This window comes from Thioclava sp. FR2, assembly GCF_051200875.1.
GTDB lineage: Bacteria > Pseudomonadota > Alphaproteobacteria > Rhodobacterales > Rhodobacteraceae > Pseudotabrizicola.
In genome coordinates this window covers 732,903-758,838 of sequence record NZ_CP195191.1, presented here as the reverse complement: position 1 = coordinate 758,838, position 25,936 = coordinate 732,903, and the positions used below count along the sequence as shown (strand labels likewise).

General features: G+C 54.7%; 25 protein-coding genes and 1 tRNA gene. 18 read left to right on the top strand and 8 right to left on the bottom strand.

Going from position 1 to position 25,936, the window contains the following annotated elements:
• Positions 1-19: 19 nt before the first annotated feature.
• Complete coding sequence (locus tag ACSBLW_RS03650; protein WP_435258878.1) at positions 20-1,324, top strand: HlyC/CorC family transporter; 1,305 nt, start codon at positions 20-22, stop codon at positions 1,322-1,324.
• Positions 1,325-1,342: 18 nt separating this feature from the next.
• Here the strand turns inward: ACSBLW_RS03650 and ACSBLW_RS03645 are convergent, their stop codons facing one another.
• Positions 1,343-2,902: a helicase HerA-like domain-containing protein gene (locus tag ACSBLW_RS03645; protein WP_435258877.1), complete on the bottom strand. Its 1,560-nt coding sequence runs from the start codon at positions 2,900-2,902 to the stop codon at positions 1,343-1,345.
• A gap of 459 nt (positions 2,903-3,361) precedes the next feature.
• Here ACSBLW_RS03645 and ACSBLW_RS03640 point away from each other — a divergent pair, with 459 nt between their 5' ends.
• The gene (locus tag ACSBLW_RS03640) at positions 3,362-4,006 is read left to right on the top strand and encodes an invasion associated locus B family protein (RefSeq protein WP_435258876.1); all 645 of its coding nucleotides are present in this window, start codon (positions 3,362-3,364) and stop codon (positions 4,004-4,006) included.
• A 49-nt stretch (positions 4,007-4,055) separates the two neighbouring features.
• Here ACSBLW_RS03640 and ACSBLW_RS03635 read toward each other — a convergent pair whose 3' ends face one another.
• Genes ACSBLW_RS03635 through ACSBLW_RS03620 form a run of 4 tightly spaced genes read right to left on the bottom strand, consistent with a single transcriptional unit; the run spans position 4,056 to position 8,303 of the window.
• The gene (locus tag ACSBLW_RS03635) at positions 4,056-5,264 is read right to left on the bottom strand and encodes a beta-ketoacyl-[acyl-carrier-protein] synthase family protein (protein ID WP_435258875.1); all 1,209 of its coding nucleotides are present in this window, start codon (positions 5,262-5,264) and stop codon (positions 4,056-4,058) included.
• Between the two features lie 3 nt (positions 5,265-5,267).
• Entirely contained in the window at positions 5,268-5,531 is a 264-nt protein-coding gene (locus ACSBLW_RS03630) for an acyl carrier protein (RefSeq protein ID WP_435258874.1), read from the bottom strand.
• 42 nt (positions 5,532-5,573) lie between these two features.
• A complete protein-coding gene (locus tag ACSBLW_RS03625; RefSeq protein WP_435258873.1) occupies positions 5,574-6,653 on the bottom strand; it encodes a UDP-3-O-(3-hydroxymyristoyl)glucosamine N-acyltransferase in 1,080 nt (359 codons plus the stop codon).
• Between the two features lie 39 nt (positions 6,654-6,692).
• Entirely contained in the window at positions 6,693-8,303 is a 1,611-nt protein-coding gene (locus ACSBLW_RS03620) for a L,D-transpeptidase family protein (RefSeq protein WP_435258872.1), read from the bottom strand.
• A 321-nt stretch (positions 8,304-8,624) separates the two neighbouring features.
• On the opposite strand from ACSBLW_RS03620, the gene ACSBLW_RS03615 reads away from it, so the two are divergent.
• On the top strand, positions 8,625-9,194 hold the full coding sequence (locus ACSBLW_RS03615) for a YcbK family protein (protein WP_435258871.1): 570 nt from the start codon (positions 8,625-8,627) through the stop codon (positions 9,192-9,194).
• 50 nt (positions 9,195-9,244) lie between these two features.
• On the opposite strand, the gene ACSBLW_RS03610 is transcribed toward ACSBLW_RS03615, so the two are convergent.
• Positions 9,245-10,003, bottom strand: a complete 759-nt coding sequence (locus ACSBLW_RS03610; protein ID WP_435258870.1) for an RlmE family RNA methyltransferase — start codon at positions 10,001-10,003, stop codon at positions 9,245-9,247.
• Positions 10,000-11,136, bottom strand: a complete 1,137-nt coding sequence (locus ACSBLW_RS03605; protein WP_435258869.1) for a Ppx/GppA phosphatase family protein — start codon at positions 11,134-11,136, stop codon at positions 10,000-10,002. Before ACSBLW_RS03605 ends, ACSBLW_RS03610 begins: the two co-directional genes overlap by 4 nt.
• A 315-nt stretch (positions 11,137-11,451) precedes the next feature.
• Between ACSBLW_RS03605 and ACSBLW_RS03600 the strand changes: the two genes are divergently transcribed.
• The 15 genes from ACSBLW_RS03600 (at position 11,452) to ACSBLW_RS03530 (ending at position 24,345) form a co-directional block, all read left to right on the top strand.
• Positions 11,452-11,754 (top strand): virulence factor, encoded by a 303-nt coding sequence (locus ACSBLW_RS03600; protein ID WP_435258868.1) that lies wholly within the window; start codon positions 11,452-11,454, stop codon positions 11,752-11,754.
• A gap of 24 nt (positions 11,755-11,778) precedes the next feature.
• Entirely contained in the window at positions 11,779-12,696 is a 918-nt protein-coding gene (locus tag ACSBLW_RS03595; protein WP_435258867.1) for a methylenetetrahydrofolate reductase, read from the top strand.
• A 148-nt stretch (positions 12,697-12,844) separates the two neighbouring features.
• Positions 12,845-13,825 carry a methyltetrahydrofolate cobalamin methyltransferase gene (locus ACSBLW_RS03590; RefSeq protein WP_435258866.1) on the top strand — a complete coding sequence of 327 codons (981 nt, stop codon included), beginning with the start codon at positions 12,845-12,847 and terminating at the stop codon, positions 13,823-13,825.
• Between the two features lie 156 nt (positions 13,826-13,981).
• Positions 13,982-15,130, top strand: a complete 1,149-nt coding sequence (locus ACSBLW_RS03585; protein WP_435258865.1) for a CaiB/BaiF CoA transferase family protein — start codon at positions 13,982-13,984, stop codon at positions 15,128-15,130.
• Between the two features lie 214 nt (positions 15,131-15,344).
• Positions 15,345-17,384: an ASKHA domain-containing protein gene (locus ACSBLW_RS03580; protein WP_435258864.1), complete on the top strand. Its 2,040-nt coding sequence runs from the start codon at positions 15,345-15,347 to the stop codon at positions 17,382-17,384.
• Between the two features lie 36 nt (positions 17,385-17,420).
• Entirely contained in the window at positions 17,421-17,957 is a 537-nt protein-coding gene (locus ACSBLW_RS03575; RefSeq protein ID WP_435258863.1) for a sigma-70 family RNA polymerase sigma factor, read from the top strand.
• Positions 17,954-18,607, top strand: coding sequence for an anti-sigma factor (locus tag ACSBLW_RS03570; protein ID WP_435258862.1), 654 nt, complete (start codon positions 17,954-17,956; stop codon positions 18,605-18,607). The genes ACSBLW_RS03575 and ACSBLW_RS03570 overlap by 4 nt, the downstream gene beginning before the upstream one ends.
• Positions 18,608-18,726: 119 nt before the next feature.
• A complete protein-coding gene (locus ACSBLW_RS03565) occupies positions 18,727-19,269 on the top strand; it encodes a fasciclin domain-containing protein (RefSeq protein WP_435258861.1) in 543 nt (180 codons plus the stop codon).
• A gap of 139 nt (positions 19,270-19,408) precedes the next feature.
• The gene (locus tag ACSBLW_RS03560) at positions 19,409-19,966 is read left to right on the top strand and encodes a flavodoxin family protein (RefSeq protein ID WP_435258860.1); all 558 of its coding nucleotides are present in this window, start codon (positions 19,409-19,411) and stop codon (positions 19,964-19,966) included.
• Between the two features lie 63 nt (positions 19,967-20,029).
• Positions 20,030-21,688 (top strand): vWA domain-containing protein, encoded by a 1,659-nt coding sequence (locus tag ACSBLW_RS03555; protein WP_435258859.1) that lies wholly within the window; start codon positions 20,030-20,032, stop codon positions 21,686-21,688.
• A 59-nt stretch (positions 21,689-21,747) separates the two neighbouring features.
• Positions 21,748-21,821 (top strand) — tRNA-Gly (locus ACSBLW_RS03550).
• A 21-nt stretch (positions 21,822-21,842) separates the two neighbouring features.
• Positions 21,843-22,139 (top strand): hypothetical protein, encoded by a 297-nt coding sequence (locus ACSBLW_RS03545; protein ID WP_435258858.1) that lies wholly within the window; start codon positions 21,843-21,845, stop codon positions 22,137-22,139.
• Positions 22,140-22,198: 59 nt separating this feature from the next.
• Positions 22,199-22,552 carry a RidA family protein gene (locus ACSBLW_RS03540; protein ID WP_435258857.1) on the top strand — a complete coding sequence of 118 codons (354 nt, stop codon included), beginning with the start codon at positions 22,199-22,201 and terminating at the stop codon, positions 22,550-22,552.
• Positions 22,553-22,716: 164 nt separating this feature from the next.
• Positions 22,717-23,127 (top strand): hypothetical protein, encoded by a 411-nt coding sequence (locus ACSBLW_RS03535; RefSeq protein ID WP_435258856.1) that lies wholly within the window; start codon positions 22,717-22,719, stop codon positions 23,125-23,127.
• Positions 23,128-23,313: 186 nt separating this feature from the next.
• Positions 23,314-24,345: a glycosyltransferase gene (locus tag ACSBLW_RS03530; protein WP_435258855.1), complete on the top strand. Its 1,032-nt coding sequence runs from the start codon at positions 23,314-23,316 to the stop codon at positions 24,343-24,345.
• On the opposite strand, the gene pgi is transcribed toward ACSBLW_RS03530, so the two are convergent.
• Positions 24,335-25,936: a glucose-6-phosphate isomerase gene (gene pgi / locus ACSBLW_RS03525; protein WP_435258854.1), complete on the bottom strand. Its 1,602-nt coding sequence runs from the start codon at positions 25,934-25,936 to the stop codon at positions 24,335-24,337. The genes ACSBLW_RS03530 and pgi overlap by 11 nt on opposite strands.

Below are 25,936 nucleotides of genomic sequence, written 5' to 3'. Positions count from 1 at the left end.
TAGGACGGACAAGGGACTAATGGATTCCACTTCGCTCGACTCTGCCTTTTGGCTGACGGCCTTCGGCATCGGATGTTTGCTGGTCATGTCGGCATTTTTCTCAGGCTCTGAAACGGCGCTGACGGCCTCATCGCGAGCAAAGCTAAAGACCTTGGCGGACAAGGGATCAGGTGGTGCAAATTCAGCCATGGTTGTCACCGAGGACAGCGAGCGCATGATTGGTGCTATCCTGCTGGGCAACAATGTCGTGAATATTTTGTCAGCTTCGCTGGCTACGGCACTGTTTACTCGGCTTTTTGGTGATTCCGGTGTTGCTTTGGCAACGATGGTTATGACGGTTCTTGTGCTGATCTTTGGAGAGGTCTTGCCAAAAACCGTGTCGATCACCTTCCCCGAAGCTGTGGCTGTAAAGGTTGCTCCGGTCATTCGGCTGCTGATCTTGGTCTTTGCCCCGATCGTATCGGTGGTGCGCGCCCTGGTACGCGTTATCCTGCGGGTCTTCGGGGTCAAAGCCGACCCGGAGGCCAAACTGTTGGCTATGCGCGAAGAAATTGTCGGTGCCATCTCGCTGGGCCACAGCGAAGGCGCGGTGGAGAAGGAAGACCGAGACCGCCTTTTGGGGGCACTTGATCTTGGCCATCGGACCGTAGACGAAATCATGCGCCATCGGCGCCATATAGAAATGTTGGATGCCGACCTTTCACCGGATGAAATCATCACGAAGGTCTTGGCCAGCCCCCACACACGGTTGCCACTGTTTCGGGACGATGAAGAAAATATCCTTGGTGTCGTTCACGCGAAAGATCTGTTGCGTGAGGTTGATCGGCTGGTGAGGGGCGAAGACGGCTCAGTGCAGTCGATTAAAGACCTTGATATCGTCAAAGTTGCGATGAAGCCCTACTTCATCCCGGAAACCACAACGCTTGACGAACAGATGCGCGAATTCCTGAAACGCAGGACGCATTTCGCGCTGGTTGTCGATGAGTATGGCTCCTTGCAGGGATTGATCACTCTTGAAGATATTCTCGAAGAGATTGTGGGCGAAATCACGGACGAGTTTGACGTGGTTCAAAAAGAAAGCGGTCTGAAGCGCGCAGAAAATGGCGATTTCCTTGTCGAAGGACAAATGACCATTCGCGACCTGAACCGGGCCACTGACTGGAATCTTCCTGATGACGAAGCCAACACAATTGCTGGTCTTGTCATACACGAAGCTCAGATGATCCCGAATGAAGGTCAGGCCTTCAGCTTCCATGGCTTTCGGTTTGAGGTGGTTCAGCGCCGTGAAAACCGGATCACGAAATTGAAAATGCGCCCCCTTTGAAGGGCGCATCCTTCACAATCAGCGGCTTTTGAAGATCGAGCCGAGCACGCCGCGAACAATGGCCTGCCCCGTTTTACTTCCCAGTTGGCGGGCAAAGCTTTTGGCGAAAGTCTCACCAATAGAGTCACTTCGGCTGGAACTGGTCCGCTTTGATTTTCCGTCATCTGAACGGCTTCCGCCGTCATAGCGCCGTGCTTTTTTGAACTCATCCGGATCAATTCGAAGATCAGTGTTCGCTGGTGCACTTTCTGCTTTGGCCAATTCGTCAGCCGCAGCCTTTTCACGCGCACGCAATCGTTCATAGGCGCTATCTCTGTCGATCGCTGTTTCGTACTTCCCTTTCAGCGGCGATTGAACAACCAATTGCGCACGAACCGCCGGGTCAATGGGCCCAAGTTGACTGGATGGTGGCCGCACCAAAGTGCGTTCGACCACTCCCGGTATTCCCTTCAATTCCAGAAATGAGGTCACTGCCTCGCCGGTTCCAACCTCGCGGATTGCGTCTTCTGTCTTGAAGCGCGGGTTGTCGCGGTAGGTCTCGGCAGCCATCCGCAGGTCTTTTTGGTCTTTTGCGGTAAAGGCCCGCAGGGCGTGTTGCACGCGGTTGCCCAGCTGACCAAGGATATTTTCTGGAACGTCTGCGGGATTCTGCGTGCAGAAATAGACCCCAACACCCTTCGACCGGATCAGACGTGCAACCTGCTCGACTTTCTGAACCAACGCTTTGGGAGCATCTTGGAACAAAAGATGCGCCTCGTCGAAGAAGAACACCAATTTGGGTTTATCGGGATCTCCAACTTCGGGAAGGTTCTCGAAGAGTTCGGAAAGCATCCAGAGCAAAAAGGTTGCGTACATCCGAGGGGATTGCATCAGCTTGTCCGCTGCAAGGACGTTGATGCGGCCCAATCCATTTGCGTCAGTCAGCATCAGATCCATAAGATCAAGCGCCGGCTCACCGAAGAAGCCTGCACCTCCCTCGTTTTCAAGAACCAAAAGCCGCCTTTGGATTGCACCGATAGAAGCCGTCGAGACCAAACCATAACGTGTCGAGATCTCGCTGGCATTTTCACCTATGAAAACCAACAGAGCTTGAAGATCTTTCAAATCCAGCAGTGGCAGTTCTTCTTCGTCGGCCAGCCGGAATGCGACGTTCAAGACGCCTTCCTGCGGTTCGGTCAGCTCCAGCAAGCGCGACAGAAGAAGCGGCCCCATTTCGTGGACCGTCGCGCGGATCGGGTGCCCCTGCTCTCCAAACAGATCCCAGAAGGTTACGGGGAACGCCCGATACTGCAAATCATACCCAATGGTCGCAGCGCGTTTCATGAAGGGTTCATGCAACTTTGCAGCTGGGCTGCCGCTGGCGCCGACGCCCGACAAGTCACCTTTGACATCCGAGAGGAAGACGGGAACGCCTGCTGCAGAAAATCCTTCGGCTAGGATTTGAAGCGTAACAGTCTTGCCTGTGCCGGTTGCCCCCGCGATCAGCCCATGGCGGTTTCCATACTTGAGAAGCAAGCGCTGCGGATGGACGTAGCCCTCTCCACCGCCACCGACGAAAATGAATGGTTCTTCTGACACGCGTTTACCCTATTTCTTCGTTACTGCCTGCCCGTGCGGGCCTTCGCGTACCAACCATACAGCCTTCCCGACGTCACGCTAGTCCGTTCGTCACTGAACAAAGATCGGAAAAGGTAGCCCGTCCCTTTCCGCACGTATGTTTACTATCCCCTTAGAAAACCCAAGATTTTTTTTCATCTTTATGACACGCAAGAAATGACAGATTCCCTGTTGACGACCGATAGAATCCACCGTAGCGTCTGCCCCATGAAGTCGGCCAGTCCGACAGGGAGCAAAATAAAAAATGTGAAAAAGGGCCAGACCACTGGCCCTTTTTCATTTTTCCGGTTCGGATTCGCCTTCATAGGAACAGCGGCGGTACATTGCCTAGGTCGTGTAATTGGCACCTGACAGCGTGACGGATGCGTGCTAATCCATCGCAGCTATAAATTGCCAAACAAAAGGCTAGATGGATCAAAGATGACTTCTGTACTTTCTTCGACGACCTTCAGATCGCTCGTTGTATCAGCTGCCTTCGCGGTGGCTTTCGCTGTACAGGCTTCTGCTCAGGGAACCGCTGCTCCGGCAGCACCGGTTGACGGTGCCAGTGCCGACGGTCTTTCGATGGGTGCCGAAGCGGGTGCTGACGGCAAGCCGGTTGCAGATGACGGTATCGGGTCAACTTATGTGGCTGCAAAATTTGAATCTTGGGAGCAGCGTTGCATTCGTACAGAAGACGGCGCGGATCCGTGCCAACTTTACCAGTTGTTGCGCGACGGCGAAGGTAATGCAATTTCGGAATTTAGCATGTTCAATCTGCCAGCCGGTGGTGAAGCCGCAGCAGGCGCAACAGTCATCGTTCCACTGGAAACGCTATTGACGGAAAACCTGTTGATTGCCGTAGACGGTGGCAAGCCGAAAGTTTACCCGTTCAACTTCTGCTCCAGCATTGGCTGCATTGCCCGGATTGGGTTCACAGCAGATGAAGTTGCACAGTTCAAAAAGGGCGCGAAAGCAACGATCACCATCGTTCCGGTTGTGGCTCCGGATCAGAAAGTGAATGCCGAAATTTCGCTCAAAGGCTTCACGGCCGGTTATGACGCAGTATCGAAAACCAACCCATAAGGGTCGACTGTAGTTGCGAACCTTTGGCCACCCGTTTGGGTGGCCTTTTTCATTGGGCTTTTCTCAAAACAAGAACGCTGCTCAGACCGCCAAAGGCAAATGCATTTGACATAGCAACATCGACGTCTGCAGTTCGTGCGGAGTTGGCGACTACATCTGTCAAGCAGTCTGGATCTTGTCCTTGCCAGCCAATCGTCGGCGCCAAGACCCCCTCTTGCACTGCCAGAAGGCAGGCGAGCAACTCGATTGCGCCGGTTCCACCAATCACATGGCCATGCATGGATTTCGTCGAAGAAACAGGAGGTGGGCCGGATTTGAAGACCTGAGCAATGGCAGCGGATTCAACTCGGTCGTTGGCAGCAGTCCCTGTTCCATGGGCATTGATGTAGCCGACGTCTTCAGGAGCAATACCAGCGTCCGCCAAAGCTAAATTCATGGCAGTCATCGCGCCCTCAAGGGAAGGCATGACAATATCCTGAGCGTCCGCGCTCATCGACGCGCCAATGACTTCGGCAAGGATCACCGCTCCCCTGGCCAAAGCATGGTCACGGTCTTCAAAAACAAAGACCGCAGCCCCCTCGCCTTGAACAAGGCCAGAGCGCCCGATGGAAAACGGACGGCATGCCTCTGAGGAAATTACCCTCAGTCCCTCCCAGGCCTTCAATCCGCCAAAGCAAAGCATCGCCTCGGCGCCCCCCGTCAACATAGCCGGCGCAGCACCGGAGCGGACGAACTGGAAAGCCAAACTCATGGCATGATTGGAACTGGCGCAGGCGGAGGAAACGGTGAAAGATGGCCCATGTAATCCGTAGATCATCGACAGGTGGCTGGCTCCGGCATTGTGCATCAATCTGGGGACCACCAACGGAGGAACCCTGTTCTTTCCGTCGGCAAAAACTGCGCGATAATTGGAATCTATGGTTTCCAGCCCCCCACCTGCCGTTCCTAAAATGGCACCGCTGCCCGCCAAGGCGGATTCTGCGAAAGAAAGCCCAGATTGAACAACAGCCTGCCTTGCTGCTTCCACGGTGAACTGGGTCACACGATCGTAAAGTGCATTTTCACGCGGTGAGAAGCGATCATCCGCTGGCCAGTTCTTGACCTGAGCACCAATTCGGCTTTGCAGCCTATCGGCGTCTGTAATGTCAAGCTCCGCAATCCCGCAGATGCCGCATTTGAAGGCGTTGAGCGTTTCTGCAACGTTATGGCCCAGGGCGTTCACGGTCCCCGCCCCAGTGATGACAACCCGCTTTGCCACGGATCACGCTGCCCGTTGCGCGACCAAGCTTTCGACGGCCGTTGCAATTGACGCGATTGACGTCAAATCGAACTCGGAAGCATCCGGATTGTTCGCATCGAACGGCACTTGGATGTCAAAACGCTCTTCAATGGCGAAAATCGTCTCAACCAGTGCGAGGCTATCTAGTCCCAAGTCTTCCAGTTTTGACTCACTCCGCAGACGCGAAGCGTCAATCAGAGCTTTTTCAGCTATAATGGCGATAATCGTGTCTATGACTGAAGTCATGGTCACCCCGTCTGTTCAAACCCTTCCGGGTATAATCAGCTTTCATGACTTTTGGATGACTTTCTCGATTTCAGCAACCTTTGCCGCAAGTCTTGGCAGACGCCGCAACGCTTTTTGCATCTCGACATGGGTTTCCATCTTGACCGCTGGGTAGCCCAAAAGCACTCGCCCCGCAGGCGCGTTGGTGAAAACCTTGGTCGCACCGCCGCAAATCACGTCGTTTCCAACGAAAATATTGTCATTCACGCCGCACTGCCCCCCCATGACGACACGATCGCCAATTCTTGCAGAGCCAGCGATGCCAACCTGCCCGCATAGCAGGCAGTCACGGCCGATTTGCACGTTATGTCCGACATGAACAAGATTATCCAATTTTGACCCTGAACCAATTTCGGTGTTCCGAATGGTTCCACGGTCAATACAGACATTTGCACCAACCTCGACGTCATCCCCGATGGTCACCGCACCAACCGAATGGATGCGTGTCCAACTTTGCTCTTTGAATTGATCGCGTTGACCAAGCGTTTCGCGGATTTCCTCGACGCCAGATTTTTCAGGAGTGACAAACGAAAAACCATCGGCGCCGATGACTGCGCCAGGCTGACAAATGAACCGGTCGCCGATGACCACACGGGCACCAATTCTTGCGCCTTGAAGGATTAGCGCATCTGATCCGATGACTGCGCCTTCTGCGATAGATACATGGCTCGCAATACGAGCATTTGCGCCGATCGTGACACCGGCGCCGATTGTTACGAATGGGCCGATGGCCGCTCCACTTCCGATAACTGCCGTTTCATCAATAACTGAAAGGGCGTGTATACCCACTGCGATCTGCGGGCCGGGATCCATCATAGCTGTCAAACCAGCCATTGCCAGACGGCCACGCGGCGCAAAGATCGCGGCCTTTAGACCCATCGCGGCCCAGTCAGCACCAGGCCACAGCATTGCTGCCCTAGCCTGTCCTTTGGCTACACCTTCTGCATATTTCGGGTTCACACATAGCGCTAGGTCCAAGGGACCAGCCTGCTCAGGCTCGGCTACACGCATGACCGAAAGGCTGATTTCACCGGCACACTCCGCTCCCAGAGCGGCTGCAATTTCAGCGATTGTATGGCGCATGGAACAGGCTCCCTAACGGTGGATACCGCAAGCCTGTTCTTACCCCTGAAGTGCTGGCAAGGCCACCCCGGCAGCTTCAAGCGCTTGAAACAATTGCTTGTCTCGGCCGTAGATGTCTTTGCGATAGGTCATCTGCCCCTTCGAGCCGGGAAAAGCCGTGAAGTAAACAAGGTGCACGGGCAGAGGTTTGTCCAATTTAACAGTGGTTTCCCGGCCTGTCTTCAAGTGCGACTCAAAGACTGCTTTCGGATCTTCTTCCTGCATGGCCAAGAGAGCGTAGGCAAAGTCGAACGGTTCTGCCAACCGGATACACCCATGGCTATAGGCGCGGACTTCATGTGCAAACAGGCTCTTGGCGGGTGTATCGTGGAGGTAAATATTGTGCGGGTTCGGGAACATGAACTTAACTTTTCCAAGTGCATTCCCATCCGACGGCGGCTGTCGGAGGCCAAATGGAAAACTTCTCGCCGAATAAGCGGCAAAGTTTACCGCACCACGCGGAACAACCCGCCCTGAGCCATCAATCACCTGCAAGTGGCTGACCGCATTCGGATTGCGCTGCAAGAGCGGAAGGTATTCATTCACGATGATCGAGCGCGGTACCCCCCAGCTTGGGTTAATGACCATATGCTCCATCTGATCCGAGAATTCTGGCGTATGCTGGTCGGGAACGTTTTTCCCGATCACAGCGCGCGTTTCGAACGTTACCTTCCCGTGGTCCACGATCTTCGCCGTGAAATCTGGCTGGTTCACCCAAATATGACGCTCACCCAAAGGTGCGTCTCCCAACCAACGCATACGCTCAAGTGCAACGACGATTGAGGCCAGTCGCGCACTGGGAGGCTGGTTCAACTCTTTGATCGTCGTCTCTGTCGCTACCCCATCAGCAATCAGACCGTGGTCAATCTGAAAGCGTAGAATGGCAGCTTGAACGGCTGCATCGTAATCCCGCGTAGCAGAAGCGGACATGTAGCCCATCTGAACCAAGCGATCCCGCAGTTCCACGACCGCTGGCCCATTTTCACCGGGGGCAAGTTTGGTTGCCGATACCGTTGGCCCCCAGCCACCGCGTTCCATCTGCTGTTCAAGAGAGATCTTTGCACGGAGAAGCTGCGAATACTGCGGCGCTTTCGGGGCCAGATCACGCAACGTCTTGCTTGGATTGTTTCCGACGATCGCGGTCAGAAGTGCCCGGGGGTCTGGGCGGGTAATTTCGCGGACGATCCCCTTGTCGACTGTCTTGGGATCAATGATTCCTGACTTCAAATCACGCCCGTAGTCAAGGAAAGCGCGGGTCAAAGCCATTTCAACGCGAGCCCGGTCGCCTTCGGTTGTTGCGCTGGACATCTGGGCTATCAGGGCAGGCACATTGTATCTGTCTACAGGAAGGGCATGATCCTTCGCCCGTGACAACGTCTCCAACAACGCAGTGCGGCGTTCCAAAGAGTCTTCCGCTGTCCAGATCGGTGTGTAGTTTCTTTCGCGATAGAATTCGGCCACGGCATCAACGGACGAAGCCTCGGCCGCAAGGACCTGAGCAAAGGGGCTTGGCAAGCTTTGGGCGGCGATTTCTGTCCCTGTGCCTAATGATAAGCTGGCGACCGTTCCCAAAAGAAAAGCCATCCGCCGCAACTGTCCAAAGAAATGCATTTCGCCCCCAACATCACGAAAACCTACCAAGTTATGGAATTTTGGCGAGTTTTCCGGCCGAGTCCACTCACAATCAGGAAGAAACACGATTTTCAGGCGCATGAACGTCACAAATCGGCAACGGCCAAGTGGGAAAAAATCAGCGCAGGCTTGCGAATGAATTAAGCAAATTTTTGCCGACGGAACCTAGAACGGGCAAAAGCGACGAATCTGCACTTGGGTTGGGAATCGACCTGTGGCATACCGATTGCACACTTGGGGATGAAGTGGCAGGCAATCCGTCGTCAAGGCGGTTAGAATAACGCACGGGACAGGCTTAGAATGGCAGAGAACACGACTTTCGGGGTCACGCGGCGCGGTCTACTCGGCGCTTTCGCGGCAACCGCTGTGGTCGCAGCACCCACCTACTCGAATGCTTTTGGCCTGTTGAAAGGTGCCGGCGACATTCGCCGTATTCGTATGTATTCGGGCCGCACGGGTGAATCGATCGACACGATCTATTGGATTGAGGGCGAATACATCCCCGAAGTCCTGAAGGAAGTGAACCATTTCATGCGCGATTGGCGCACGGATGACACCGTCAAGATGGACCCTCGCAATCTTGACATCATGGCTGCGGCACATCGTTTGATGGATGTATCGGAGCCATATATGCTGCTGTCCGGCTATCGTAGCCCGCGTACGAACGCGATGCTGCGGTCTCAGTCGCGTGGCGTGGCAAAGAACTCTTTGCACATGAAGGGTCAGGCCGCTGATCTTAGACTGAAATCGCGATCGGTGGGCCAGATGGCAAAAGCTGCTTCTGCTTGTGCCTCGGGCGGCGTTGGACGCTATTCGCGCTCGAATTTTGTCCATATGGATTGTGGTCCGGTCCGCACTTGGGGCGGCTGAATATAGACAAGATCGGTCTAAAAAAGTAGGCGCCCTTTAGGCGCCTTTTTTTATTCCTGATCTGGTTCTTCCTCCGCGTCGGAACCGTCTCTGCCACGGAAGCCCATTGCAACAACGAACTTTTCAGAACTGTCAGAGCGACTGGCAGGCGGTTTCACATTCGCGACCTTGCGGAAATTCTTTTTCAACAAGGCCTGCATCGTGTTCTCTGCCCCGCCAGCCAAAACCTTTGCCACGAAGGTGCCGCCATCCTCTAATACGTCGAACGCGAAATCCAAGGCTGCTTCGACCAGTGCAACAATCCGCAGGTGGTCAGTGGCTTTATGGCCCGAAGCTGCAGCGGCCATGTCAGACATAACGACATCGGCGCGCCCGCCCAGCCAGGCTTTTACCTTTTCATCCGCCTCTTCAGAGAGAAAATCCAATTGGTGCAACTCGGCCCCTGAAATCGGTTCAACCTCTTGCAAATCGACTCCAAGGACAGTTCCCTGCGGCTTCTTCGCATTTTGGGAAAGCGCATTGACGCGCACAACAGCCACTTGGCACCAGCCGCCGGGTGCACATCCCAAATCGACCACCCGAGCACCGGGCTTCAGAAAACCATATCGATCATCCAGTTCGATGATCTTGTACGCAGCCCTGCCCCGATAGCCTTCTTTCTTGGCCCTTTGAACGTAAGGGTCATTCAGTTGCCGTTCGAGCCAAAGGGTTGAGGACAGCTTTCTGCCTTTGGCAGTCTTTACCCGCACTCGCAGGTCGCGCTGACCTCGACCGGAGGTGTTTTTTTCAGGTGTTTTCTTTCCGGTCATGTAAATGGTCCCTCAGTCAATACGCCATCTTTGGTCATCTGGGCGTATAGTAATCCTTCGCGCAGTCCCCGGTCGGCGACGGACAACCGATCCGTTGGCCATATACGCATCAGGGCTTGTAGAATAGCTGCGCCAGACATAATCAATGCATGTCGGTCCCGGCCAATTCTGGGGTCGGTGCGGCGCCCTTCCGGCCCCAAGGTCAGATAATCCCGGATGACCGTATCAATCTGATCCGAAGTCATCTGAAGCCCGTCCACCTTGGTCCGGTCATAGCGGCGCAAGCCAAGAAAACTTGCAGCTACGGTGGTGACCGTTCCACTTGTTCCGATGATCTGGAATCCCTCTCTCCGCTGCTGCGCGTTATAGGGAGAAAAGCTCGCGAGTTGCTCTTCGAAGAACCAACTCATCAGCGCGAAACGGGCGGCGTCATCGTCGACGTCACCAAACTGATCACGCAATGTGGCAACCCCCAAAGGTACGCTGATCCAGTCAACTACCTTTGCACCGTCCGCGGGTTGGGCATCAAAGCCACTGTGCAGACCCATGATCGCGCGGGGACGGTTTTCCGGGCGAACCTTGGACAGATCAATCCAGACCAGTTCGGTAGAGCCGCCACCAATATCCACCACTAGCAATTGCTCGGTCGTTACGTTGACCAATGGCGCACAAGAGATGACAGCAAGACGCGCTTCTTCTTCGGGGGTTATGACTTCCAGCTGTAGTCCTGTCTCGCGTCGCACCTGGCGCATGAAGTCACGCGCATTTCTTGCCCTGCGGCATGCCTCTGTCGCCACCAAGCGCATTTGCCGAACATTGTGGCGTTCCAGTTTTTTCTGACAAATCCGTAGGGCTTGAACCGTACGCGACATTGACGCGCGCGAAAGCCGGCCCGAAGCCTCAAGGCCCACACCAAGCTGGACAGTCTTTGAAAAGCTGTCGATCACCGTAAACTGGCTGCCCCTAGGTTGGGCAATCAGCATGCGGCAACTGTTTGTGCCAAGGTCCAGCGCCGCGTATAGCGTGCCAGCCCCTGAAATAGGAGAGGGTGACAAATCAACGTCTCGGGAGCCATTTTCAGGCTCTACCGAAGAGTTTGATGCGCCCCCCTCTCGAGGACGCTCGGGCGCCATAATCGCCCTCCATATGTGGTTGAGTTAAGGGTAACGCCGATACCTTCCGCTCGCAAGTATTCTTCGCGCGCCTCAATCCGGGTCGGTACGCAGGGGATGCTTGCTGTGAACTTCCGGCCAAGGACACAACGCAGGCTTCGAACAAGATCATGCAAAAAAAGAGAATTATTGAATGTCGAAATACCTCAGTTATTGAACTAGTTTGGTCGGCAGAGGCGTCGGGTCGGTTATTTGATGCACCATGTCGAAAACGCACCTTCGCGTCGCAAACAGGCTATTAGAACCTAGGCAACGGGTCGAAAAGGAATCGGACGGATGGCGGAAGTTACGGTGGTTTATTGGCGCGATATTCCGGCCCAAGTCATCGTTGGCAAGGGACGGCGCGGTGCCAAGGTTCAACTGCCTGAGCGGTTTGAGCAAGCGATTGATCGTTGTGCCATGAAGATTGGTGCCAAGGATGCCGATGCCTATCTCGCCGAATGGCGTAAGGCCCCTCCATACGAAGTCGAAGGTGAGCAGGAAGACGTCGCTCGCGCCGAAGCCGCTCGTCTGGAAATGGAATATGATACGGCGCGGATTAAGGCGCTGATCGAAGCGGAAGGCTGGGCGAAGCCCTGATCGATGACACTAAGGGAGAGACTCATGGCACTGTTCAATTTTCGCTCCAAGGCGCATTCCCCAGCCACGTCGGGTGGATCGCTTGAGGCCTTCCTCACGGGTTATTCCATTGAGGTAATGCCCCGCACGGCTGAAAAGGTTGAAAACTTCCGCGCCTTGTTGCCAACAGGCACGCGCGTTTACATCGCGCATATCGAGGGCACACCCATCGAGGAGATGGTTGCCACGGCCAAGCGGATTGGCGAAGAAGGCTATATCGTGATGCCGCACTTTCCTGCGCGCATCATCAAGGACAAAGCCACGCTGAATGATTGGGTTGCCCGCTACAAAGATGTGGGCGTCAGCCAGGGGCTTATCTTGGCAGGCGGGGTCGCATCCCCTCATGGCGATTTCCATACTTCGATGCAGTTGTTGGAATCTGGCGCCTTTGATGGCTTTAAGCGCCTGCATGTTGCCGGACATCCGGAAGGCAACAAGGACATTGATCCCGACGGATCAGACAAGATGGTTATGGAAGCCGCACGTTGGAAATCGGCTTTTTCCGAGCGCACGGATGCCGAAATGGCGATGGCGACGCAGTTCTGCTTTGAGGCCGCGCCGGTTATCGATTGGGTTAACCGTTTACAGGCTGAAAATATCAAACTACCCGTCCATATCGGTGTCGCGGGACCTGCCAAATTGCAGACCCTGATTAAGTTTGCCATCGCTTGTGGCGTTGGTCCTTCGCTGAAGGTTCTGCAAAAGCGGGCCATGGATGTATCGAAGCTTTTGCTTCCCTATGAACCAACCGATTTCCTGGCCGAACTTGCCGCCCATAAGGCAGCAAACCCGGGTTTTGGAATTGAACAGGTTCACTTCTTCCCATTGGGCGGGATCAAGACAAACGCACAATGGGTCACCGAAAACGGTGGCGCTGCCGGAAAACCAGCCGTCGCTGCCTGATCACCCGGCAGACAAGGTTAGGCTATGACGACAGGATGGGGCCTCTCAAATGGCTCAATAGTGTCGTTATGCCAGACCAAAATAACCTAAATGCAGCGAAAGCTGACCGCCTACTTCGATTGATTTCACCTTAACGTATGGACGACCAATGACCCGCACCATTCTTGAATCCAAAACGAAAACCGTGGTGATCGGCTTTGATGAGCCGTTCTGCGTTATCGGCGAGCGCATCAATCCAACCGGCCGTAAGAAACTTGCTGCCGAACTGGAAGCCGGAAACTTTGAAACTGTTATCAAGGACGCTTTGGAGCAGGTTGCCTGTGGCGCAACGGTTCTCGATGTGAACTCTGGCGCAGTCTTCACCAACAAGATGGCCGAAGATCCACGCTATGCAGACAACAACTTCGTCGAACCACCTCTGATGAAGGCCCTGATCGAGATTGTTCAACAGACGGTCGACGTCCCCCTTTGCATCGACAGCTCGGTTCCCGCTGCACTGGAAGCCGGTCTGGCCGCCTGCGAGGGGCGTCCGCTTCTGAACTCGGTCACCGGTGAAGAAGAGCGTCTGGAACTGGTTCTTCCTCTGGTCAAGAAGTACAATGTTCCGGTTGTCGCCATCTCGAACGATGACACCGGAATTTCGCCCGACCCAGATGTTCGTTTTGCCGTAGCCAAGAAAATTGTCGAGCGGGCAGCTGACTTTGGCATTCCGGCCCATGACATCGTGGTCGACCCGCTTGTCATGCCCGTTGGCGCTATGGCTTCGGCCGGTCAGCAGGTGTTTGCTCTGGTTCGGCGCCTGCGCGATGAGCTGGGCGTGAATACGACCTGTGGCGCTTCCAACATTTCCTTCGGACTTCCGCACCGGCATGGCATCAACGGGGCTTTCCTGCCGATGGCCATTGGCGCTGGTATGACCTCGGCTATCATGAACCCGGTTCGCCAGCAGGAAATGGAAGCCATCCGTGCTGCCAACTTCCTAATGAACCATGATGCGAACGGCGGCGAATGGATCCGGTTTGCCAAGGTCTTGGAAGCGGTTGAGGGCGGCATGACTTTTGCCGAAGCTTCGTCGGCACAGTCGCAAGCAGCATCGGGCCGCCGTGGCGGCCGTCGCGCACGCGGCTAACTATATACCAATAAAACAAAAAGGGCCCGTCAGCGGGCCCTTTCTTTTTCGCAAGTCATGATTTCCTTACATCTGTTCGCCAGCCGACGCCCTTCTTGCCACCTTGATCTTCCCGCCACGAAGGTTTGTTATGCCTTTAGGTAAGGGAGCACCAAGATGACCTCACCCTTGGCAGGAATCGTCGTTTTGGATCTGACCCATGTTCTGGCCGGACCCTTCTGCTCACACACCCTTTCGGACCTCGGCGCACGCGTCATAAAAGTCGAACGCCCGAAGCTGGGTGATGATACGCGGGCATTTCCACCGTTTGTTGGGGATGAAAGCGCCTATTTCGCCGCATTAAATGCCGGCAAGCAATCCATAGCGCTTGATCTGAAAAGTCAGGAAGGCGCCGATATTCTTGATCAGCTTTTGGCCGCCTCAGACGTTGTTCTGGAAAATTTCCGTCCTGGCGTCATGGAAAAACTTGGCTTTGGGTGGGAAACGCTTCACCGACGCTATCCGCGTTTGATTTATGGGGCAGTATCCGGGTTTGGGCACACTGGACCAGATTCAGCAAAACCGGCCTATGACATGGTGGTGCAGGCCCGGGGTGGTGTGATGAGCATCACGGGGGAAGAAGGCGGCCCCCCAGTCCGGGTTGGCGCAAGCATCGGCGATATCGTTGCCGGTATGTACCTAACTCAGGGAATCCTGGCTGCGCTATATGATCGGTCAAGCACCGGCGTTGGCCGTAAGATCGACATTTCGATGCTGGATAGCCAGCTTGCCATACAGGAACATTCCATAGCAATTACTGCGGCAACGGGCACGCCTCCCACAAGGACAGGGGCCCGTCACCCGACAATAACACCGTTTTCGACTTATCGTGCCAGTGACGGGTTCTTTGTCATCGCGGCTGGCAATGACGCCATGTTCCGCCTTCTCTGCACCACGCTAAACCTCCCCATCGCTGACGATCAGAGGTTTGCAACAAATTCTGCACGATGCGAGCATCATGCCCTATTAAAACGTTTGATCGAAGCCATCACACTTGAACACTCGGTAAGCTATTGGATCAAGCTTCTAGAAACTGCGGGGCTTCCGACAGCTTCTGTCCAGGATATGGCCGAGGTGCTGCGCGACCCGCAGCTCCGTGCCCGGAATATGGTGCTTGAGGTTGAAGCCAATCCAGGGGGGGCGACCTTCTTGGCACCTGGAAACCCGATCAAGATGTCGGGTCTTGCAGAACCTAAAAAACGCGCCCCTGCCCCGCTTTTGGACGGCGACCGGGAGGATATCCTGAACTGGCTGGATAATTCCTAGAAGCCAGTTCAGCCCGTGATAACGCGCGCACTGTTTCAGAAAATTCTTCTCCCATCTTTTGCCTTTGAAGCACAGGTCGCGTTTCAGGCATGAACCGACGAAATCTTTCTATTCACTGACGGAATAGAGAGGGAAGCTGCCGCTAACGGGCATTGTCTTCTTCTGTTTGCAGATTAAAACCCGGAACGACAGAAAACTCTTTGTGGACTTGCACATGACCGAAGACGCCCTTGTAATCTTTACGCCGTCTGGAAAACGTGGGCGGTTCCCTTTGGGTACGCCTGTTCTGACTGCAGCACGGCAGCTTGGCGTCGACCTCGATTCTGTCTGTGGCGGCCGCGGGATCTGCTCCAAATGCCAGATCACGCCGGGTTATGGTGAGTTCCCGAAACACGGTGTCCATGTCGATGCGGACGCCCTGACAGAGTGGAACTCTGTTGAGGACCGTTATAAGCAAAAGCGCGGAATGATCGACGGACGTCGGCTTGGATGTCAGGCAAAGGTCATGGGTGATGTCGTCATTGACGTCCCACCGGAAAGCCAAGTTCACAAGCAAGTTATTCGCAAGTCGGCGACTGAGCGCACCATTGCAATGGACCCGGCAACAAAGCTTCTGTTCGTTGAAGTGCAAGAACCCGACATGCACGAGCCAACTGGCGATTTCGAACGGCTGGCGATTGCTTTGCGCGATCAGTGGCAGGTTCAGGATGTGACAGCAGACCTTGCACTGATGCGGCGGTTGCAACCGGCACTTCGCAAGGGCGAATGGAAGGTCACGGTTGCATTGCACAAAGGCAATCAGGACGCTTCTTCACGCATTCTGGATATCTGGCCGGGCTTTCATGAAGGACCAATTCTGGGGCTGGCCATTGATCTTGGGTCAACCACCATCGCCGCACATCTTTGCGACCTGACTGATGGTCGAGTTTTGGCATCAAGCGGGTTGATGAATCCACAGATCCGCTTTGGCGAAGACCTGATGAGCCGTGTTTCCTACGCAATGATGAATCCCGGCGGCGATGTGGAAATGACCCGGGCCGTGCGTGAGGCAATCAACGCGCTTTCCGCATCAATTGCAGCCGAGGCAAATACGCTACCCACCAATGTTTATGAGGTGGTGTTCGTCTGCAATCCAGTGATGCATCACCTTCTCTTGGGGATTGATCCCGTAGAACTTGGCCAAGCACCGTTTGCGTTGGCGACAAGTGGCAGTCTTTCACTGGATGCGCGTGATCTTGACCTGACCCATTTGAACGCCGCAGCGCGCGTTTACATACTTCCCTGCATCGCAGGCCATGTCGGTGCAGACTGCGCAGCCGTAGCGCTATCGGAAGAACCCAATAAATCAGACGACATGGTCTTGATCGTCGATGTCGGAACAAATGCCGAAATCCTTTTGGGCAATAAGACACGCGTTCTGGCTTGTTCTTCGCCTACGGGCCCGGCTTTTGAAGGGGCCCAGATTTCGAGCGGACAACGCGCCGCACCCGGTGCCATTGAGCGGGTGCACATTGATCCGATCACGAAAGAGCCACGTTTCAGAGTGATTGGAAGCGAGCTTTGGTCTGACGATCCAGAATTTGCGGCAGCGACGGCAACAACAGGGATCACTGGCATCTGCGGCTCTGGGATCATTGAGGCCGTTGCTGAGATGCGGATGGCTGGACTTGTCGACGCGCGTGGTTTGATTGGAAGTGCTGAACAGACTGGAACTGAACGTTCGGTACCGGAAGGTCGAACCCACAGCTACATGCTCCATGATGGCAGTGCAGACGGCGGCCCACGGATCATGGTGACGCAGGGCGATATTCGTGCAATTCAATTGGCCAAGTCGGCTCTATATGCCGGTGCACGCTTGTTGATGGATGAAATGGGCGTCGACCATGTAGACCGCGTAACCCTTGCAGGAGCGTTTGGTGCCCATATCAGCCCAAAGCACGCAATGGTTCTTGGAATGATCCCGGATGCGCCATTGGAAAAGGTCACAAGCGCAGGAAACGCGGCAGGAACTGGGGCGCGGATAGCACTTTGCAGCGCTGCGGCCCGCAGTCAGATTGAGAAGACTGTACACGATATTCACAAGGTCGAGACTGCAATCGAACCACGCTTCCAAGAGCATTTTGTCAATGCGAATGCCATACCGCACGCGGTTGACCCTTTCCCGGAACTTGGCTTGATCGTGACGCTTCCCGATGTTTCGTTTAACACCGCCAGTGGCGGGGGCGATTCAAATCGCCGTCGGCGCAGAGGTTGACTTGCCCATAGGCAACATTTGGCTATTGTCTGACTGATGGAAGATCCGATTGCCCAACTGATCCTTGGATGTGCCGCGCAAGACCGCGCGGCATTTCGTATGCTTTATGCGGAGAGTTCGGCGAAACTATTGGGCGTTACGCTTCGTATCCTTGGTAATCGCACGGATGCGGAGGATGCATTGCAAGAGGTTTACACCAGAGTTTGGCTGAAAGCAGTTCAGTACAGCCCCGATAAAGGGGCTGGAATGTCGTGGCTTATCGCCATGACACGCAATCTTGCAATTGATCGCCTTCGCGCTCGGAAGCCCGCGCAGGACAAGGATGAAGCTGCCGACTTTATCGTAGATCAGGCGCCTCGCGCTGAAACCGTTCTCATCGCCAAGGGTGAGGCAAGGCGCGTAAAGGATTGCTTCAGCACTCTAGAGCCTGACCGCGCAGCGGCAGTTCGTGGTGCTTATCTGGATGGGCATTCTTATGACGAACTCGCACGTCACTTCTCGGTTCCTCTGAACACCATGCGAACTTGGCTTCGGCGTAGCCTTCTGAAACTAAAGGAGTGTCTGGACCAATGACCGACACACCTTTGACCCCATTCGAAGAACATGATGCGCTCGCTGCGGAGTATGTCTTGGGCGTGCTGGACCTTCCGGACCGCATTGCAGCCGAACGCCTAATCCGTGAGGATGCCACGTTTGCCCTTGCTGTAAATTCATGGGAAAAGCGGTTGGCCGGGCTCAATACCGATTTTGCAGAGGAGAAACCCTCTCCTGCTCTGCTGGGTAAGATTGAAGATCGGTTGTTCCCTAAGCAAGCGGCAGTACGGAAGAACTGGCTAAGTTGGGCTGTAGGAAGTTTGGCCGCAGCGGCTTTGGCTGTTGCCGTGGTCTTTGTAACCCTTCCGTCGGTTGACCCGTCAAAGGTAGTCACACTTGCTACTACGGATCAGTCACTCGTCTATAGTGCGGCTTTCCTCGACAATGAGTTGGTTGTGACCCGTGCAGTTGGCGCGAGTGCAGGCCCGGGACAAGTCCATGAATTGTGGATCATCGCGCCCGGGGCTGCGCCAGTTTCGCTTGGTCTATTGGGTGGCACCGAGCTTGTGATTGAATACCCAGTGCCACCATCAGACTGGATTCTTGCCGTTTCTGTCGAACCAGAAGGTGGATCGCCCACGGGCGCCCCAACTGGGCCGGTTATCTTGACCGCTGAAGTCGGCGCGTAATCACGGCTGCGTGATGAGCGATAAATTCACGCGGCACCTGAAACTTCCACGATGATGCCTTCGTAACTCTGATCAGATGGCAGGACGGTCCTGCCCTTCTATGAACCGGAGATACCGACATGAAACTTGCTATCACAGCTTCGATCCTCGCGCTTTCGACGACCATGGCATTGGCTGAAAATCCGATGGTTGGCGGCGCCGCCATGTATGAAGAAAAGAACATTGTCGAAAATGCTGTGAACTCTGCCGACCACACGACTCTCGTCACAGCGGTGCAAGCCGCTGGTCTGGTGGAAACGTTGTCCGGCGAAGGCCCGTTCACCGTCTTTGCTCCGACCAACGACGCCTTTGCAAAGCTTCCTGCAGGAACGGTTGAAACCCTGCTGAAGCCGGAAAACAAAGACCAGCTGACCAAGATCCTCACCTGCCATGTTGTAGCAGCCAACGCTCTGTCAGATGCAATCATGAAGATGGTTGATGACGACAAAGGCGCCCATCCGGTGAAAACTGTCGGTGGGTGTGAATTCACTGCAATGTATGAAGGCGACAAAGTCATGATCAAGGACGGTCAGGGCAATGTTGCGAATGTCACCATCGCTGATGTGAAGCAGTCGAATGGCGTCATTCATGTCATCGACACTGTTCTGTTGCCCGCAATGTAATCTCCCCGGCACGAGGTTTGTGCCAGTCACTGGGTGCAGCCCTGGTCCGCCACGGGCAGACAGGCTCTGTAATATGTCCCCTCGCAAAGTCTCGGCTGTCCGTGCCCCCCGGTCTCAACGCCGGGGGGATTTTCATTTCATGACAGGCGTGCATGATCGAGAGATGATGCGTAATTTCCTATTCCTATTGTCCTCTGGCCGTCGCAACGGCAATTCCGAATGTCTTGCCCGTCGCGCCGCGATCGAAGGTTCTGACCAGACTTGGGTTGACTTGTCAGACCTGTCTCTTCCAGCTTTTCGGGACAGACGTCCTTATGCGCCGCAGGAAGACGCAGTTATTATGGGACTGTTTAGCGATCTTTGTCGCGCAACCGACATTGTGTTCGTTGCCCCGGTCTATTGGTATGCCCTGCCCGCTCCGGCAAAATTGCTCATCGACCATTGGTCCGGTTTTTTGGATAGCCCGGACTTGAGCTTCAAGGATCGTATTGCCGGAAAAAGACTTTGGCTGATTTCTACCAGAGCTGATCCCAATCCCGCGGTGCCAAGCGCAATGGAAGCCATGCTGCGCCAGAGCGGCGGATGGCTTGGGATGGCTTGGGGGGGCGCATTGCATGGCGTCGGAGACGCTCCCGGAGACATTAAAAACTGCACTTCCTGGATGATTGCTCCGGGATTCCTTGCCCAAAACAGATGAAGTTCGACTTGCCAGAGCAAAGCGTCATCCCTAGCGTCTGATAAGATTTTCAAGGAGCCTTTCATGTCCATCTCTATCCAGAGGGTCTTTGCTTTCCTTTCGCTAGCATTGATAGCAAACCCAGTTCTTGCCGAAGACCGATCAATAATTGTGCTTGATGCTTCCGGCTCGATGTGGGGGCAGATTGACGGCCGTCCAAAGTTGGAGATTGCGCGCGAAGCTTTGGGTCAGGTTTTGCAAGGCATTCCGGCCGAGTCCGAACTTGGCTTGATGGCGTATGGACACAGAGAGAAAGGGTCTTGCGAGGATATCGAGCTGATCGTTCCACCGTCGACAGAATCAGCGGCAGCCATTTCTGAAGCGGCGAACCGCATGAAATTCTTGGGAAAGACCCCCCTTTCGGAAGCTGTTAGGCGTGCTGCAATTGAACTTCGCGCAACAGAGGAAAAAGCCACGGTCATCCTCATTACGGACGGCATTGAGACCTGCAATGCTGATCCATGTGCCTTGGGGAACGAACTGGAAGCTTCGGGCGTAGATTTTACTGCGCACGTTGTTGGCTTTGGTCTGACAGAGGATGAAGGCAAACAGGTGGCCTGCCTGGCAGAGAACACTGGCGGGAAATACATTGAGGCCAAGGACGCCACCGCTTTGGTCGAAGCCTTAAAAACGACTGTCGCTGCAGCGCCCACGGCGGAACCAAGCCCAGAACCGGTTGTTGAACCCGAACCGGCACCGGAACTGCTCGAAAACGTGGATCCAGTCCTGCGCTTGGTTGCCGGAGGAGAAGAGCCCGAAATCGTATCTGACGCCTATTTCGATTTGACTCCAGTTGACGCTGCGGGGGCTCCGACAGGAGACGTTTATACGATCTATGGAAAGAGCCTTGGGACACTTCCGGCCGGCGACTATTCCCTGACGGCAAAACTGGGAAAGGCCCAAGCGACAGTTCCGGTCACCGTCGCGGCCGAGGGTATGACCACGATCGAAGTTGTCCTTGATGCAGGTATTCTTGACGTTGCTGTGCTCGCCGAACAAGGCGGCGACGTAGATCCAGAAGGGTATTGGGAGGTGCGTGGACCTGAGGACGTCACCGTCTACGGTTATGCAAAAGGACGCGTTGTTCTTCCTGCCGGGGAATATGCCTTAAAGGCGCGGCTCGGGACTGCCGAAGTCAACGAAGCTGTTGTTATTGAACCTGGCGGAATTTCTGAAAAACGCATGGTTATGGGGATTGGTGTGGCAAAGTTGACCTCATGGTACACGCCAGATCTTCGCGTCGAATCTGGCGACCCCTACTACGAAATCTTTGCAGCACAGACGGCAGTAGATGGGACCAGAACTTCAGTGGTCTACAACTACGGTTCCGAAGCGGTATTCGACCTCGTACCTGGCGACTACATTGCCCTAAGCAAATTGGGAGAGGCCTCTGTTGAGATGCCATTCACCGTAAAGGCAGCAGAGCAAACAGAACTTAAACTGGTGCTTAATGCAGGTGTGGCGGCGATTGATCTGGTCGAAGGCGCCTATCTAGAGGTGAGATCAGCCAAAACGGACATCAATGGCGAACGAAAGCTGATTGCGTACAGCTATGGCCCCCTGCAGGTAACACTTCCCGCGGGAGATTACATTGCAACTGCCGACAGAGAGGGAGCAAAGGCAGAGCAGAACTTTACCGTATCGGCGGGCGAACGTGTTGAACTGGCGCTTACGCTTCCTTGAAGAATCCGGCGGGGCACGCTCTTGACGGCGGACCTGCCGTAACATACCTCAGGGTTCACGCGGGTGTAGCTCAATGGTAGAGCCGCAGCTTCCCAAGCTGATGACGAGGGTTCGATTCCCTTCACCCGCTCCATCCGCATCTGAGGTGAAAACGGTGCGTGCTTTTCTTACATCAATCGCGTTTCTAGCGCTTTCAACCCCGGCCATTGCCGAAGGTTATCCCTTTGAAGGCACTTGGGATTGTGGCGTTGCGATTTTCAGTTTTACGTCTGAGATCTATAACAATGGCTCTGACAACATGCAGATCACAGATGTTGCCTCAGATAGTTCTGGGTACATTCTGACATTTGCGGACGACTATCAGCTTTCGGTGGCCGTTAACGCTGATGGAACCCTTGCTTGGTTCTCTCCGGCTTCCGGTGATAGCTTCACCTGCAATCCGGTCAAGTAACCCCTTCCCTTTGCTGATCTGCCTCGCTAGGCAATCAGTGTTGGCAAAAGGGGAATTCCATGACCACGGATATCAAACGCATTGGCATTGGCGCACGCATGAGCGAAGGCGTCTGCTTTAACGGGATCGTCTGGCTTGCCGGCCAAGTTGGAAACCCGGGTGACTCTGTTGCTGATCAGACCCGCACCTGTCTGGCGGAAGTCGATCGCATTTTGGCCGAAGCCGGCACGGACAAGTCCAGAATCCTGTCGGCCCAAATTTGGCTAGCCGACATCGCGGATTTTGCTGAAATGAATTCCGTTTGGGACGCTTGGGTGCCTCAGGGCCACACACCAGCACGCGCTACGGGCGAAGCAAAACTTGCGGCCCCCGAATACCGCGTCGAGGTTATCGTGACTGCTGCATTGCGCTGACCTTAAAGCGGGGCAGGTAAGGAATCCTGCCCCGCCAATACACCTGAATCGGCTATTTCAGTTTCAGAAACCGTGTTAACTTCCAAATATAGCAGGTGTTTTATTTCTGCTGTTTTCCGGCCGGCGAAATTTTAATTTCGTCAACCGCTTTAGGAGATTCGATTATGAAACCGAAAACGACTTTAAAGGTCCTGTCGATTTCTGTCTTATTAAGCACGACTTCCCTTGTGGAAGCGGCAGAAATTGATGTCGTCCAATGCAATATTCTTGAAAATCAGACCTACAAGCCGGCTCTGCTCGTTCGACATGACGGTAAACTACATACCTTCAAAGTCGGAGAAGGGAAGCTGACACGGCGGGTAGCCTATAACAATGATGCCGCCCTGAAATTCATTGCGCGGCAACTTGGACTACCCGAAGCCTCGTTGCGCTATTCACAATGCTCGACCGCGGCGCTTCAGGACGGCCCGGCCCCCACAGTTGCGCCGGTCGTCGTTACGCCTCCTCCGCCGCCTCCGCCCCCACCACCTCCCGTTGACACGGGTTGCAGTTGCGGTCCTTGCTACGGGGCTTAGTGAATGCCAGGAGCCCCGCCGCGTATCCTACTCGCCAATGAGTTTGGTGCCGGGCGGGGCCATCTTGTGACTTTGGCCAGACTAGCTAACGCATTTGAGGACGGATTCGTCTTTGATGCCGCGCTTGCCCGTCGGGAACACCAATCAGAATTGGCGGCTCTACGAGCCGATATCTTTGACGGTCCCATGCTGAGCTATGATAGTTCTAGACGGCTTGGGCCAGAAAGGATTCCGACAGCGACGTGGGGAGAGTTTCTAGGCGACAGCGGCTTTTCCTCAGTCAGCCGGATCCGCGAGATTGTCGCTTGGTGGCGATTGGTACTTTCCAGTCGTGATGTGAAACTTGTACTGGCCGACTACGCCCCTTTGGCCATGTTTGCAGCACGGTCATTGGGAATCAAGTCAATCGCGACAGGTACTGGCTACGGCCTTCCGCCTCCGAACATGCTTGAGTTTCCAGTCCTTTCCCAAGACGCCACTATAAGGCTGCATGATGAGAAAGTGCTGGTTGAAAATCTGAATACAGTCGCAGACGAGATTGGGATGCCGCGGCTGGCGTCATTCCCAGAACTGTATCGCGCGGATCTGCAACTGGTTCGCACCTTGCCGTTTCTTGACCCCTACGAAGAAGTTCGCGAAAACGCGACTTATCTTCCTCCAGTGACAGATATCAGTCCCGTGTTGGCACAAGGCGGCGAAGAGGTATTTGTCTATTTTTCCACGATAGAATTCAACGATCCGGGCGTGGTGGAGGCTCTTGCAAACCTGCCACTTCCCAGACGTGGATATCTTCCCGCTCCGCCGCCCGGCGTCGCTGAAAGGCTTATCCAGAGCGGAATGATCCTCGAGGATAGGCCAGTCCCGGTTTCGAAGATCGCCGAAAGGTCCCGCATTTTATTGAATGCTGGACAACATGGCATATTGTGTTTGGGGCTTTACGCAGGCCTGCCTCAAGTTTGTCTTTTTCAGCATCGTGAGCAGTTGTTCCACGCTCAGCGCGCAGCAGATCAAGGAGTCGCACGCGTTGTTCATCCTCGCGAACGCGAGGAAAGAAATCTTGTCACAATCATCATGGAGACTTACCACGACGCCGCCATGCGTGAGAAAGCACATCAGATCGCGCGGCAGCTAAAGGCCGAGATGAATGTCTCCCCCGACCTTATGCTACGAAATGCAATAGCCCCGATCCGGACCGAGCTTCTAAAAACTAGCCTTTGAACCATTTTGCCAAGAGTTGGGTTGATCCATCTTTGTCGTCGGCCGCTGCTTTGCCTTCCAGTACTGGTTGAAGCGCCAGCGCAAGCTCTTTGCCAAGTTCAACGCCCCACTGATCGTAGGAATTGATCCCAAGGATCACGCCTTCGACAAACACGCGATGTTCATATAGCGCGATGATCTGTCCCAGAACAAACGGCGTCAGCGTTTCATAGGCAAGCGTCGTCGACGGGCGATTGCCCGGGAAAACGCGATGCCGTGCCTGCCGCTCTAACTCTGCGCCGGTCACCCCCTTCTTTGCCAGGATTGCCGTCGCTTCCGCCAAAGAGCGCCCACGCATCAGCGCCTCGGACTGTGCCAGGCAATTCGAGACAAGCAGGACATGCTGATGCTGGAGTTCTTTTTCGTGACCCGTCCGCGCGACAAGGAACTCACAGGGGACAACACGCGTACCCTGATGGATCAGCTGATAAAAGGCATGCTGACCGTTTGTCCCCGGCTCACCCCAAACCACTGGTCCAGAGTGATAAGGCAAATCGTTTCCGGCCATATCAACGCGTTTGCCATTCGACTCCATCTCAAGTTGCTGCAGATAGGCGGGCAGACGCAAAAGACGTTGGTCATAGGGCAGAACTGCACGCGTCGCATGTCCACAGATTTGGTTGTGCCAAATACCCACCAAAGCCAACAAGACCGGAATGTTTTGGTCAAAGGGGGCTGACCTGAAATGGTCATCCATCGCCGCCCCGCCGCGGAGGAATTCGGCAAAATGGTCGGGGCCGATGGACAGCATGAGTGACAGGCCTATTGGTCCCCACATGGAATAGCGCCCGCCAACCCAGTCTTCAAAACCAAAAACACGTTCGGGAGCAATTCCAAAGGCTTTGGTTTTATCTGCTGCAGTGGATACTGCTGCAAACTGTGAGGCAGGATCAGACACTTTGACTGACATCCAGCGCTTTGCCGTTTCGGCATTCGTCATGGTTTCAATGGTCGTGAACGTTTTCGACGCCACGATCACCAAAGTGGTATCAGGATTAAGTCCCGAGAGGACATCGGCGATATGCGCACCATCGACGTTCGAGACAAAATGGACACGCGGACCGATCGCATAGGGAGATAGTGCGATAGCGGCCATTGCCGGGCCCAGATCCGACCCCCCAATCCCGATGTTCAAGACATCGGTGATTTTACCACCTTGTCCAGAGTAAGCACCGCTTTGCACCTGACGAACAAAGTCTTGCATCCGCGCATATGTTGCGCGGACTTCAGGCATGACCTCTGCGCCATCCACGATTACCGATGAAGACAGGTTCCGTAACGCTGTGTGCAATACCGCCCGGCCTTCAGTTTCATTGATCTTAGCACCGGAAAACATTGCGTCGCGCTTTTCATCTACGGCAGACGCGGCCGCGAGGGCGATCAGAAGATCGCGTCCTCGATCATCAATGTTGGTTTTAGAATAATCAAACAGCAAGCCATCCTTAGACACCGAAAAACGTGCAGCGCGATCTGCATCGTTGAAAAGTCCAAGAATGGAGCGACCTTCTACTGCCGCATGATGATCTTTGAGTGAGTCCCAACGGTTCTGCAT

What these genes read in the sequence shown, in the direction of transcription:
- ACSBLW_RS03650 (WP_435258878.1), top strand. Translation starts at nt 20, where the DNA reads ATGGATTCCACTTCGCTCGACTCTGCCTTTTGGCTGACGGCCTTCGGC.
- ACSBLW_RS03640 (WP_435258876.1), top strand. Translation starts at nt 3,362, where the DNA reads ATGACTTCTGTACTTTCTTCGACGACCTTCAGATCGCTCGTTGTATCA.
- ACSBLW_RS03630 (WP_435258874.1), bottom strand. Translation starts at nt 5,531, where the DNA reads ATGACTTCAGTCATAGACACGATTATCGCCATTATAGCTGAAAAAGCT.
- ACSBLW_RS03625 (WP_435258873.1), bottom strand. Translation starts at nt 6,653, where the DNA reads ATGCGCCATACAATCGCTGAAATTGCAGCCGCTCTGGGAGCGGAGTGT.
- ACSBLW_RS03620 (WP_435258872.1), bottom strand. Translation starts at nt 8,303, where the DNA reads ATGCATTTCTTTGGACAGTTGCGGCGGATGGCTTTTCTTTTGGGAACG.
- ACSBLW_RS03615 (WP_435258871.1), top strand. Translation starts at nt 8,625, where the DNA reads ATGGCAGAGAACACGACTTTCGGGGTCACGCGGCGCGGTCTACTCGGC.
- ACSBLW_RS03610 (WP_435258870.1), bottom strand. Translation starts at nt 10,003, where the DNA reads ATGACCGGAAAGAAAACACCTGAAAAAAACACCTCCGGTCGAGGTCAG.
- ACSBLW_RS03605 (WP_435258869.1), bottom strand. Translation starts at nt 11,136, where the DNA reads ATGGCGCCCGAGCGTCCTCGAGAGGGGGGCGCATCAAACTCTTCGGTA.
- ACSBLW_RS03600 (WP_435258868.1), top strand. Translation starts at nt 11,452, where the DNA reads ATGGCGGAAGTTACGGTGGTTTATTGGCGCGATATTCCGGCCCAAGTC.
- ACSBLW_RS03595 (WP_435258867.1), top strand. Translation starts at nt 11,779, where the DNA reads ATGGCACTGTTCAATTTTCGCTCCAAGGCGCATTCCCCAGCCACGTCG.
- ACSBLW_RS03590 (WP_435258866.1), top strand. Translation starts at nt 12,845, where the DNA reads ATGACCCGCACCATTCTTGAATCCAAAACGAAAACCGTGGTGATCGGC.
- ACSBLW_RS03585 (WP_435258865.1), top strand. Translation starts at nt 13,982, where the DNA reads ATGACCTCACCCTTGGCAGGAATCGTCGTTTTGGATCTGACCCATGTT.
- ACSBLW_RS03580 (WP_435258864.1), top strand. Translation starts at nt 15,345, where the DNA reads ATGACCGAAGACGCCCTTGTAATCTTTACGCCGTCTGGAAAACGTGGG.
- ACSBLW_RS03575 (WP_435258863.1), top strand. Translation starts at nt 17,421, where the DNA reads ATGGAAGATCCGATTGCCCAACTGATCCTTGGATGTGCCGCGCAAGAC.
- ACSBLW_RS03570 (WP_435258862.1), top strand. Translation starts at nt 17,954, where the DNA reads ATGACCGACACACCTTTGACCCCATTCGAAGAACATGATGCGCTCGCT.
- ACSBLW_RS03565 (WP_435258861.1), top strand. Translation starts at nt 18,727, where the DNA reads ATGAAACTTGCTATCACAGCTTCGATCCTCGCGCTTTCGACGACCATG.
- ACSBLW_RS03560 (WP_435258860.1), top strand. Translation starts at nt 19,409, where the DNA reads ATGACAGGCGTGCATGATCGAGAGATGATGCGTAATTTCCTATTCCTA.
- ACSBLW_RS03555 (WP_435258859.1), top strand. Translation starts at nt 20,030, where the DNA reads ATGTCCATCTCTATCCAGAGGGTCTTTGCTTTCCTTTCGCTAGCATTG.
- ACSBLW_RS03540 (WP_435258857.1), top strand. Translation starts at nt 22,199, where the DNA reads ATGACCACGGATATCAAACGCATTGGCATTGGCGCACGCATGAGCGAA.
- ACSBLW_RS03535 (WP_435258856.1), top strand. Translation starts at nt 22,717, where the DNA reads ATGAAACCGAAAACGACTTTAAAGGTCCTGTCGATTTCTGTCTTATTA.
- ACSBLW_RS03530 (WP_435258855.1), top strand. Translation starts at nt 23,314, where the DNA reads ATGCTGAGCTATGATAGTTCTAGACGGCTTGGGCCAGAAAGGATTCCG.
- pgi (WP_435258854.1), bottom strand. Translation starts at nt 25,936, where the DNA reads ATGCAGAACCGTTGGGACTCACTCAAAGATCATCATGCGGCAGTAGAA.